The organism is Bartonella sp. AP7XZML, assembly GCF_042195745.1.
Classification (GTDB): domain Bacteria; phylum Pseudomonadota; class Alphaproteobacteria; order Rhizobiales; family Rhizobiaceae; genus Bartonella.
Map to the genome: position 1 here is coordinate 1 of NZ_JBHIOT010000070.1, position 10,422 is coordinate 10,422.

The window sequence follows — 10,422 nt, forward strand, 5'->3', positions numbered from 1 at the left end:
TATTTACATTATCGAAAATATATACTCCATCTAGAATTTTCATATTTCCGGAAATGTGTGCTTTATCACTTATAGAAGCATCTCCATAGATACGGGCATTGCCATAAACATGGCCCAAAACTCGAGACTCACCATAAATTTGTGCATTGCCGTAAATTTGCGCATCATATTCAACATATGCTTCACCGCAAACTTTTGCATTTTCATAAACACGCGCCCTGCCTGTAATTTTTGCGCGTTCAAATACTTGTGCATTGCCGAAAATCTTAGCGTCACCATAAACTATAGCTTTATGCCAAACCCAACAATCACCTTCATGCGATAGGTTGTCTTCTTTTTGTATATAGCCACCTAAGTAACCTTTTTTAATATTTCTAAAATCTCTTAATGCACGTATGCGATAAAGTTTTTTACTTTTATCGGTTCTTGCATCATGAAATTCTTTTATTTCATCAGTAAGTTCGTATTTTTTTTCCATGGTTTATTGCCTCACGCCCGTTATGATGATTTCATCATTGATGATCTCTGCGTTTCCATGAATAAATGCATCACCATAGATTTTGGCATTTCCATAAATTTCAGCTTTTCCACTAATAAATGCACCACCGGAAACTTGTGCATTTTCGTAAATATCAGCAATGTTATAAATATAAGCATCACCAAAAACATTGGCTTTGCCATAAACTCTTGCATGACCATCTACACGAGCGTTTCCATAAACATGTGCATCATCAAAAACTTTGGCATAACCATAGACTTTTGCATCATCGCCTACCCAGAAATTGCCATCATGACTTAGATTGTCTTCATTCTCTATAAAGCCGCCTAGATCATCTGCTTTAACATCATCAAAATCCCTTAAAACACGAATACGGTGAAGGGTTTTGCCCTCAAACTCAATTGTTTCATCAGTCAATTCGTATTTCTTTTCCATGATTTTTGCCCCTACCTTAAGATAGCATCACTTCCATAAAATGCTGTTTTGCCAGCTACTATGGCATTACCACCAACTTTTGCGTTATTATAGACTTCGGCATCTTCATAAACCTTGGCGTTTTCATAGACATATGCATTTCATAAACCCACGCCTCATCACCAACCCAACAATTGTCATCATGGCTAAGATTTCTTTCACTCTCTACAAAGCCACCAAGATCACCTTTTTTAACATCTCCAAAGTCTTTTAATGCACGGATACGGTAAAGCGTTATTCTATCAACTTTAATTGTCTCATCAGTCAGTTTGTATTTCTTTTTTATCATAATAACCTCCTCTTAATGCATGCTTTGTCTTTTAAGCTCTTGAGACAGCACACCAATTCCTTTTGCTGTGATTTTTGCGCAAGGAATGACTTTTTCTATTCCACTTGCGGTTTGAAGTGTGATAGTTGGACAATCCATAAGTTTCTTTTGGATTTTGTCTTGATAAGGAAGCAAATTTCCACCTGCTGCTCGTCTGTAAATCCAACCTTTTTGCTGTAAGAATTGAATGAATTGTTTTGGTTGCATCTCGAGTATTTTAGCAGCTTCTGTAAGACCAAACAGTCCGTCATGACGTTGCAAACTTTCAAGAGCAGCAGCTTTGGGTTTAAGGGTACTCACTTCACTTTTTAAGGTCTCTAATTGTGTGACGCTTTCTAAAAGCAGTTTTTTCACAAAGAGAGACTCTTCCAAAGCGTTTGTAAGGTCTAAAGGTTTCTTTGCACGCCGTTCACATTCAATAAAATATTGACGGGCTTGTTTACCTTTTTCATTACGCTCCACCATGGAAAGTTCTTTTGCCATTTCCAAAGTGAGATGGTAATTAATTGTGATAACAGCTCTAGATTTTGCACTCGCCAAATTTGGTGACCGCAAATCTTGTGTTTTTATAAAATCTTGTCCTTCTATAAAATTGTATCTGGTAATACGATCCTTAATCCAATTGGAAAAGTCACGTTTTGCCTCTAAGAATGCATGCAGATCACGTGCATTTACTGTCTGAACAATTTCCTTATCAATGGCTTCTTCTTTAATCTCTATGAGAGTATTCATGATGAACTCCTTTCAAAAAGTTCATATTTTTCAGATGTTACAATAAGGCTTTTCATCATCACTTCCTAAATTAATAAAAACACAAGTTTTGGTATAATATTCTGCCATAGTTTCTATGGCGCTCTGCTTTAGCGATTTTCCTTGCTGCGTAAATTTTGAAGTAATGATTATCGGTTTTATCTGTTTCTATTTCAGATTTTGGACATAACCGATTTTGTTGTCTACCTCGTTTTCAGGTATGAGATATCCTTCACTATCATTATCATGTGTATTCATAAGTTTACTCTAATCAATTATTGATGGATTAAAGGGGGCACATTTAAAAGCGCCCTTTAGAATTTTTAAAGCACATCACAAGGACGCAAACGGTGTTGTTGTTCGTAAGTACCGTAAATCTCATCATTATATTTTTCGTCTGCGATCTCGCCTAAAAGTTTATTGTAACATCACTTTCTCATATAAAATAATGAACCTCACTATCCTCATAGAGACGTTCGATATTTTCTTTTACATATGCTTCTGCGATCTCTTCAGAAATGTCTTCACAGTTCTTTTCAGAAGGATTGATGCGAAAGATTTGGATTGCATCATCTGCCTCGTCAATAATTTTTAGAACTTGGCTTTCATCCAGTGGTCCTGACCGACCAATGTTTTGATCATCATTATAGACAACTAATAAAATTTCATCGGAATTTATAAGAATTGGATTTTCCATAATTTCTCCTCCCCAACGCCTCTTGGCAATTGTTTGTGTGTGGTTTATGGATACCAATGTAGTGTATTTAAGAACATATGTTAATACATATGTACCGATTTTAGAAATTTTTACATAAATATAAAAATCTACTTAGAAAATTAAAACTGTAATTACTAAAAAAGGGGTATATGTTTAGAATAGCTAGAGCTTTAGTAATACTAATTACATTGAATTTTAATATTCTAACCGATTATTTTGCAAATATTTGCATAATTCTCTACTTAACAGAAATATACGATAAGAAGAAAATTATGCTCATATGATTTAACTATTTTAAAATCTCGGTGGTTTTATCCAGTCTATAGGCGCAGCCCAAATTAATGCAATATCTTTTATTTCTGGATACAACCTATTTAAACTCTCTAAATTAAATAAACCAGGCTTACTACCTTGCTTTATTATTTTGACAAAACAACGTCCATCTTGCGTATAGACAATTGCTTTTTTATTAAGAAGTAAACTTGGAGAAATGTTTTCTGAATAAAATAAAATGGATTTATCTTCAATGAAAGGTTCCATTGAGTCGCCTTCAACTTTTACTGCGTATGTATCCTTTGTAATATATGGGGGCATTTTCACTTCTTCAAGCCAACCATCTTCATAGGGGATAATTTCTGAACCTGCTCCGACATAACCCATTAAGGGTATAGTTTTTTTTCGTGGAAGTGGGTATTTTGTGATTTCCTCAATTGCTATACCTTCTTGTGCACTTATTCCTCGTTCACCTGTCAGCATTTTATTGACTGCAGAGCGGTAGATAGGGCGATATACCTTCTCACTTAGTTGTCTGGCAAGCGATGATTGAGATAATCCAGATTCTTGTAAGGCTTCACTTAGCCAAATTTTCATAATGTTATTCATGGTTTCCATTATATCTTTGTTAGAAAAAAAATCTTTTGTGATTTTCATTACATTTTCTATTGATATTGTACCTAAATAAGATACAATATGACTTATGAAACAATTTTCGGAAATAATAAATTTATTAGGTGGGGTTCGTAGAGTATCTCAGTTGCTTGGGGTTCATAGAACACGCATGTACGTCTGGCTCCGTCCTGTATCAAAAGGTGGAACTGGTGGGAGAATTCCGACAAAACATATCCCAATTCTTTTGAATAAAGCTAAAAGAATTGGAGCACCGATTAAGGCAGAAGACTTTTTCTCGTTTTTTTATAGGACGCAATCATGTGATTCTAAATTATCTTCACATTCTGCTTTTATTGCTGCCCCTACAGATAATAATGAACATCAACAGCACCATTCACACTCTTAAAGAAGAAAGATCAGAGATAGTAGATGTCTCACAGATCACTATAAGCAAAGTCCAGTTGATTGATCTTGTTAATAAGATTGGACAGGAAAACATATATTATGGTGTCCTTTCGCCTCAAGATGCATGTTTTGAAATAAGCATAGATCCCTCATCAACAGGTTGTTTTGTCTATATGCTGCATAGTATCTTTGCGCGTGATGATAGAAAATATTTTCCGTTATTGCCGTACGATGATTTTAATCAATGGTTTTTATCTGTGTTTACGCAAGCTTTTACAACTACAACTTGGTTTGATAATTATTTTTCTCAAGAGTTGTCATCTTTTTATCGCTTAAATGAGCTGATCTTGTTTATAGCCTTAGTCAAAAATAGGCTTGATTTCTTAAGGGATAAACTCATCGAAAAAAGAAAAGAAGAAATCAAATTAATAAGATGCGTGCAGTGTGTGTCTGAATTGAGTTAATCCAATTTTTCAAAACTTATAACTACGCGCTCTGCCATAGCGCACATATAAATACGCATCAACCATAAGGGGAGGAAATGAAAAAACCACCACGTTATACTTTTAGCTCTTCAGAAGATTTAATACATGCAATAGGTTTTCCAGATGGTTGTACAATTGTTTTTAGTAATTCTGATTGGAATTTTTCTTTTGATGAAAATAACCATTTAATAGCTAAAAATGCTTTAGGATCAAAGTTGTACTTAGAGGTACACGGTAACACACAAGCTTTCCAAGAGAAATTTCAGGGATTATTCGAGAAGCATAATAAGCGGTCTGCATATTAGATGAAGCGCTTCGTAATTGATATGCTTTTAATCGATCTGTTGCAGCCTCCATTTCATTCCATGATGATTGGATTCGTTTGGCTTCTTCTTTAGGGGAAATATACGTTCTAAAAAAATATTAGCATTAAAAATTTTTGTGAAATCATAAGTTGGAGAAAATTGAAAAGTAAGTTTAACAGAAGCCCCATATGTTCTATCAATATCGGCCCCAAATTGTATACCTATGATAGCAAAACTTTTGTATGGGCTGGAATATTTATAGACAATAATACTTTCGACGCAGGTACTTCAGGTGGGCTTATAAAATGAATTCTATCTTCGATATTATGGCAATAAGGTAAAGAAGGTGCATTAAATTGACCAACAGAAAGAAATACTTCAGGCCAAGAATTAGTATGTTCCCAGTTAATATCACTACATGGTTTCCGACAGTAAACACCAGAAACAGAATGTAATTTAATATCAAAGGGGGCTATATTGTGAAATATTAAACCATGCAATATCATCAGCAAACTCTTCATAACAAGATGTAATAAACAAAGGTTGTAGTGGAATGTTGTTTACTTGATTGTTTGTATTTTGAAGCACACCATTATCAGGCATTTTCCACCTTTATTTCGAAAATAATTACCGTCGAACGGCTTTATAAAAATATTTTTAAATGGAATAGCAAATGACTAACACGATTTTCTGTCTTGATCTAGGGACAAAGACAGGCTGGGCGATATGTTCCAAAGACATGTGCCTAAAGACGACAACGAAGCAGACTCTTTAGCAATTTTATATTTAAAGAAAGAAGGGGGGTATACATGTCCAGTAAAATACCATGGACGAGACTTAATACAGACCAATGGCTATTTAAACTTTCTGATTTACCGCCTATGGAAGTCAATGTTTATGTGAAGTTGCGGATAAGAATGTTACACACGCGTGAACCTCTTTTGAATGATTCACAAATATTATCTCATTTTACTTGTTGTTCAGTAAAAAGATTTCAAAAGGCATTAGATTATTTATTTAGATTTGGACACATCATTTGCTTAGAAGATGGTCGTTTGTGAAATTCAGATGTTGAGGAAGAACTCAAACGAAAATTTAAATAAATTTTCAGAGAGCACAGAAGGCAGCGCAAGAAAAATGGGCAAAACATCATAAAACAAAAACAATTAGTGATGATCAAGATGCTAAGCATGATGCTTGTGAGGATTCTAGCAATACAGAAGCAATGCTTAATGATGTCATTAACAATAACATATATAATAAAAAAACTAAACTATCGTTTTAGAAAAAAAAAGAAATTTGTTCTGAAAGTTTAGAAACAAACGAACAGATTGACGAGCCAACAGAGGTTCATGCTTGCGAAAGCCAACCAGAGCAAATCACAACGGGTGTAGAAAACCAACCTCCCATTCACGAGCAAAAGAACGTTCCCAAAAAAGCGAAGCGGACTAGGTCAAAAGATGGGTTTCGCTTACCTGCGGATTTTGAACATAATTTGCAATACGCAATCGATCAAGGATTAACGCATCATGAGGCAGTGTCAGAATTTGAACGGTTCACAAATTACTGGATAGCAAACCCAGGTAAAAAGTGCAAACAAACGAGATTGGCAAAGGACTGGGTGCAATTGGGTTACACATCCAAAGTGTTTTTTTAGCACAGAAAAAAGCAAGATTAGAACAGGAGAAACGGTTAGGTGGTCATTATGGAAATGATCAGTCCGGGGTATCCATTGACTTTGAAAGCTGGGAATACATTGACGAAACAGGAGGAGGCGCAAACCTTAGATGCTTGCAATCGTCTACAAGCGTTGCTCTCTGTGAAAGCTTCAGTTAAGCAAATTGAGCAAGCTTCTTTCCTACTCTCAAGCATGAGAGTCCCTGCGAACACAGATTCCAAAGCCGTTGTCCTATCCTATAGCATGATGCTGGAACGGATTTCAGCATATGCTCTGAAAAAGGGTGTCGAAGATATCGTAACTGGTCAAGCAATNAAGCAATTGAAAATACACGTGAGAAAACACTCAAAGAAAAAACAGTGAAAGAGCACTTTAGACGACTAACGCTTGTTCACAAGCAAGAGCTTGAAGAAACTTTAAATGGTATTGGAGGAACAGTGAAAAACATTGCAGGTTAGCAAAATAGTGAAAAGTGGTGATCATTTTACGATTAGATATGCGTTTTAAGAGTGACTAAAAAGTTTTTTTAAGGTATAATACTTTCCTAAAATTGTATGCAGTACCAAATTTATAAACTAAGTGAATCCTTTAATACAAATTAAGAATTTTAGGATGTGAAAATTTCGAGATATTTGTTTAAAAAACATAAATAGCTAGTATCAATGTAAAAAAATATTGCAGCAGTCATTAAGTTCTTTCGTGTATTTTTGAAAAAAACAGAGTGTTTCTTTAATCTTTATGAAAGGTTAGAGGATCTTAGTACTTAAAGCGATCATCAACTATAGATAAATAATAGATGAGGTTAACTAAAAGCAACTGGATGCAATAGAAGACGTTGCTATTAAAAGGAAAGCAAACGCGAAAAAACTAAAGGTAGTTTGTGCCGTCTATCAGAAAATAATTTAAAAAATTGAAATCATAATTTTTTCACAGGAAATGAGTATGTTTACAGATAAGCAACTAAGAGCCTTGTTTGGCATTATAGTTTTTATATTTTTATGTTTTTCAGGAATTAAAAAAAATATTGACTTTATTCAGGGTATTTTGACATTCGCATCTGTTGGTTTGATAATAGTAACAACTATTTTTGCAATTTTATGCAATTCTAATATTCCTCCTGAGTTGCAGAACAACCCAAAATATAAAGATGATGATACAACGGGTTGGGTGAAACTAACACGTGATTTACAACAATATATGCACCGACTCTTAAATATAATAATTTTAGCGCTTGTCGTTTTAATTTTCCCAAATAGTTATAAAGAAACTGTTTCTTTGCCTGTCATTTTTAGGTATGTGGAACACAAATTTCCTTTTTCATTAGATACCATAATGTGGTACTCAGATATTGCTATTTGGTATTTAAACATTGTACTTTGGTATTATTTTTTATGCCGTGTACTCTTTCTTATGTTGTATACACGCAATTTAATAAATATATCTATCCTTACACTGCAGTGTTCCATTATAAAGCCACAGTGAAATTTTCGATTTCAAATATCAATTCTTTTTTTACAAAATCTTTATTATATCTGCCATTATCATCTTTAGATGATTTAATACGGATTCTATGCTGAAAACTCTCAGTATTAAATATTACATCGAACTTATCATATGTATCTCCCACAAAATTTAATTTGTGCAATATAGGATTTTTTTTATCTTTTTTTAAAAAATTCCACAAATATTCCCTTAAATTATTTTCTTCTTTAAATTTGATATCTAAGCTGAGTTCTATTTCAGTAACATCATCAGTGGGAAATGCATCAAGAGAATCTTTAGCCAACTCCACTAAGCATTTTGCTGATTGCTTTCCAAAAAGTTCTAATTGTTTTTGTTTTTTATATTTTAGTTTTATTTCTTTAATTGAATGCAATTTTTTTTCGAAATCTTGCTTATCAATAAGCTCAGGTAAAATATTAATTTCTTCCTTGAAATTTTCTTTGTAGTGTGACTGCAAGCATTGGTTTAGCTTTTTACTTGAAGAAAAAAGAATGAATTTTGTAGGAATCAAAACTCCAAAATATTGTTCATTTTGTTCAATTTGTTTTTTAGAACGCGGGTTAGGAACGCTTTGAAAGCCATTTTCGGAATCAATCACTTCAGGGTTATAAGGACTTTCTTCTCCTGTTAAAACATAAACCCAATAGTAGGTACTTGATTCCACAAAAAGTTTTTCAATTGTTAAGGTAGCACATTGATTCTTCACGGTAAGAGTATACGTTCCTTCCTGCAAAAATTTATCGATACAATTTGTATTAACTAATTTTGAGTCTGTATCTATTTCATATTTATAAGAAAGGAAGTTAATGGTATTCATAAAGCTAACACAATTACAACGTTTATAGTCTTATGGGCGATAGATACTATCTAAGTTATCTCAGTGATTATGAAGTAGGTGGTTTGTATCTCAAATATCTCGTGTCTTTTAGAATCATTCAAGTGAAAGGTGGAGGCTATAAAATTTTAATTGTAGAAGCAATATGAGTTTTAGAAGATCTATTAAAAGCTGCTTAAGTTTAAAAGAAGTATGATCATCTTCCCAGCTTTTAAGTGGAGAAGAAATTAGGTTGCATCTTTGATTGTAATAACGACTTTCTTTCCAAGAACACTCAGTGTTTGCTCTAATGTTTGAAGCTTAGTTGGATAATTTGGATCAAGAATGCGTCTTGCTTCTGTTTCTTTTTTACCCAAACGATTAGCCAATTCTGTTTTTGTGATATTCGCTTCATTAAAGGCTTCTACCACTGCAAGTTTAAGAACATTCCATGCATCTACAGTAACCTCTACAAGGTCTTTATACTGTTGTGGCATTGGTAAAGGCAAACCACGCATAGAATAGCTCCGTAATGCTAAAGCTAAAGCTTCAACAGCATTCTCTAATGCCTCTGCTCTATTTTCTCCAGCTGTTATTGCTTCTGGTACATCTGGAAAGGTTACAATAAAACCACCGTCTGGATCAGATTCCAGTTTTGCTTGATAAGTGTATTCCATGTTTAGGTATCCTCGCCATAATCGAAATGCTTTTAAAACGAAAAATTAAAGCCATTGAGAGAGTAACTCATACCCTCAACTGCTTTTTTATTATTTTCACGTAAAGTGGGGTCAATTCACCAGATTTTATAACGGTTGTCTTGTCTCCAAAAGTTACCAAATAATATGACCCTTTGCCTGCATCAGGAGCTTCACTGTAATGAATGCCTCTATTTCTGGCTTCTTTACGTAATTCTCTAAGCAGTGCTTCTCGTTTCATTTAGCCTCCCCCTTTCTTTATAAAATGAATATCGCACAAAAAGGTTCGATAGTCAACAATAAATCGAACAAAAATTTGATACAGACTCTTAATGAAAGGATATTTATTGAAACGTTAAAAGCAGAAATAAGAAAGCCGTGCCATTTGTGTGACATGTTTTTTTGATGAATAATTTGTCAAATAATATTATAATGTAATACTTAAAAAACTGTTATTAATAAACTGAAATAATTGAAAAAAATATGCAAATTATGCTAGGATTTTGTATGTATTAAAATACAAATTTAAGGTAAGAAAAAACATGCTAAATAAAGTGATGTTAATCGGGCGTTTAGGTGCTGATCCCGAAAGCAAAACAATGAATTCTGGAACAGAAATAGTCAATTTTCGTATGGCAACTTCTGAAAGCTATACGGATAAAAATACTCATCAAAAAGTAGAGAAAACTGAATGGCATTCCGTGGTGATTTTTAATCCACATTTGGCAAAAATTGCACTTCAATATCTAAACAAAGGTTCAAAGGTTTACATAGAAGGAAAATTACAGACACGCAAATGGCAAGATAAAAATGGGCATGACCGTTACACAACAGAGATTGTCTTACCACAATTCAAAGGCGAGTTGTATTTGCTTGATGC

15 protein-coding genes and 2 pseudogenes are annotated in these 10,422 nt (G+C 33.8%); 6 read left to right on the forward strand and 11 right to left on the reverse strand.

The window, feature by feature from the left end:
• From ACFILT_RS05705 to ACFILT_RS05735, 7 genes and pseudogenes are all read right to left on the reverse strand, one after another.
• The coding region (locus ACFILT_RS05705) for a hypothetical protein (RefSeq protein WP_375679722.1) at window positions 1-478 on the reverse strand (478 nt) is incomplete at its 3' end.
• Window positions 479-481: 3 nt separating this feature from the next.
• Window positions 482-934: a hypothetical protein gene (locus tag ACFILT_RS05710; RefSeq protein WP_375679723.1), complete on the reverse strand. Its 453-nt coding sequence runs from the start codon at window positions 932-934 to the stop codon at window positions 482-484.
• A 58-nt stretch (window positions 935-992) separates the two neighbouring features.
• Window positions 993-1,262 (reverse strand): hypothetical protein, encoded by a 270-nt coding sequence (locus tag ACFILT_RS05715; RefSeq protein WP_375679724.1) that lies wholly within the window; start codon window positions 1,260-1,262, stop codon window positions 993-995.
• Window positions 1,263-1,274: 12 nt separating this feature from the next.
• Complete coding sequence (locus ACFILT_RS05720) at window positions 1,275-2,033, reverse strand: antA/AntB antirepressor family protein (protein ID WP_375679725.1); 759 nt, start codon at window positions 2,031-2,033, stop codon at window positions 1,275-1,277.
• Between the two features lie 70 nt (window positions 2,034-2,103).
• Window positions 2,104-2,309: pseudogene (locus tag ACFILT_RS05725) on the reverse strand (hypothetical protein).
• Window positions 2,310-2,374: 65 nt separating this feature from the next.
• Window positions 2,375-2,748, reverse strand: a pseudogene (locus ACFILT_RS05730) (hypothetical protein).
• A 315-nt stretch (window positions 2,749-3,063) separates the two neighbouring features.
• The gene (locus tag ACFILT_RS05735) at window positions 3,064-3,699 is read right to left on the reverse strand and encodes a S24 family peptidase (protein ID WP_375679726.1); all 636 of its coding nucleotides are present in this window, start codon (window positions 3,697-3,699) and stop codon (window positions 3,064-3,066) included.
• Between the two features lie 46 nt (window positions 3,700-3,745).
• Between ACFILT_RS05735 and ACFILT_RS05740 the strand changes: the two genes are divergently transcribed.
• From ACFILT_RS05740 to ACFILT_RS05750, 3 genes are all read left to right on the forward strand, one after another.
• A complete protein-coding gene (locus ACFILT_RS05740; RefSeq protein WP_375632673.1) occupies window positions 3,746-4,063 on the forward strand; it encodes a hypothetical protein in 318 nt (105 codons plus the stop codon).
• Between the two features lie 55 nt (window positions 4,064-4,118).
• A complete protein-coding gene (locus tag ACFILT_RS05745; protein ID WP_375632671.1) occupies window positions 4,119-4,526 on the forward strand; it encodes a hypothetical protein in 408 nt (135 codons plus the stop codon).
• 77 nt (window positions 4,527-4,603) lie between these two features.
• Window positions 4,604-4,852 carry a hypothetical protein gene (locus tag ACFILT_RS05750; RefSeq protein WP_375638811.1) on the forward strand — a complete coding sequence of 83 codons (249 nt, stop codon included), beginning with the start codon at window positions 4,604-4,606 and terminating at the stop codon, window positions 4,850-4,852.
• 462 nt (window positions 4,853-5,314) lie between these two features.
• Here the strand turns inward: ACFILT_RS05750 and ACFILT_RS05755 are convergent, their stop codons facing one another.
• The gene (locus ACFILT_RS05755) at window positions 5,315-5,455 is read right to left on the reverse strand and encodes a hypothetical protein (RefSeq protein WP_375679727.1); all 141 of its coding nucleotides are present in this window, start codon (window positions 5,453-5,455) and stop codon (window positions 5,315-5,317) included.
• A gap of 206 nt (window positions 5,456-5,661) precedes the next feature.
• Between ACFILT_RS05755 and ACFILT_RS05760 the strand changes: the two genes are divergently transcribed.
• Together ACFILT_RS05760 and ACFILT_RS05765 are read left to right on the forward strand one after the other, a co-directional pair.
• Window positions 5,662-5,913: a hypothetical protein gene (locus ACFILT_RS05760; protein WP_375638815.1), complete on the forward strand. Its 252-nt coding sequence runs from the start codon at window positions 5,662-5,664 to the stop codon at window positions 5,911-5,913.
• Window positions 5,914-7,472: 1,559 nt separating this feature from the next.
• On the forward strand, window positions 7,473-8,012 hold the full coding sequence (locus ACFILT_RS05765; protein WP_375679728.1) for a hypothetical protein: 540 nt from the start codon (window positions 7,473-7,475) through the stop codon (window positions 8,010-8,012).
• Here ACFILT_RS05765 and ACFILT_RS05770 read toward each other — a convergent pair.
• The 3 genes from ACFILT_RS05770 to ACFILT_RS05780 form a co-directional block, all read right to left on the reverse strand.
• Window positions 7,996-8,850: a hypothetical protein gene (locus tag ACFILT_RS05770; RefSeq protein WP_375679729.1), complete on the reverse strand. Its 855-nt coding sequence runs from the start codon at window positions 8,848-8,850 to the stop codon at window positions 7,996-7,998. The genes ACFILT_RS05765 and ACFILT_RS05770 overlap by 17 nt on opposite strands.
• A gap of 245 nt (window positions 8,851-9,095) precedes the next feature.
• A complete protein-coding gene (locus ACFILT_RS05775; RefSeq protein ID WP_375610933.1) occupies window positions 9,096-9,524 on the reverse strand; it encodes a type II toxin-antitoxin system HicB family antitoxin in 429 nt (142 codons plus the stop codon).
• A gap of 67 nt (window positions 9,525-9,591) precedes the next feature.
• Window positions 9,592-9,783 (reverse strand): hypothetical protein, encoded by a 192-nt coding sequence (locus ACFILT_RS05780; RefSeq protein ID WP_375610932.1) that lies wholly within the window; start codon window positions 9,781-9,783, stop codon window positions 9,592-9,594.
• 301 nt (window positions 9,784-10,084) lie between these two features.
• Here ACFILT_RS05780 and ssb point away from each other — a divergent pair.
• On the forward strand, window positions 10,085-10,422 hold a 338-nt coding region (gene ssb, locus ACFILT_RS05785; RefSeq protein ID WP_375679730.1), incomplete at its 3' end, for a single-stranded DNA-binding protein.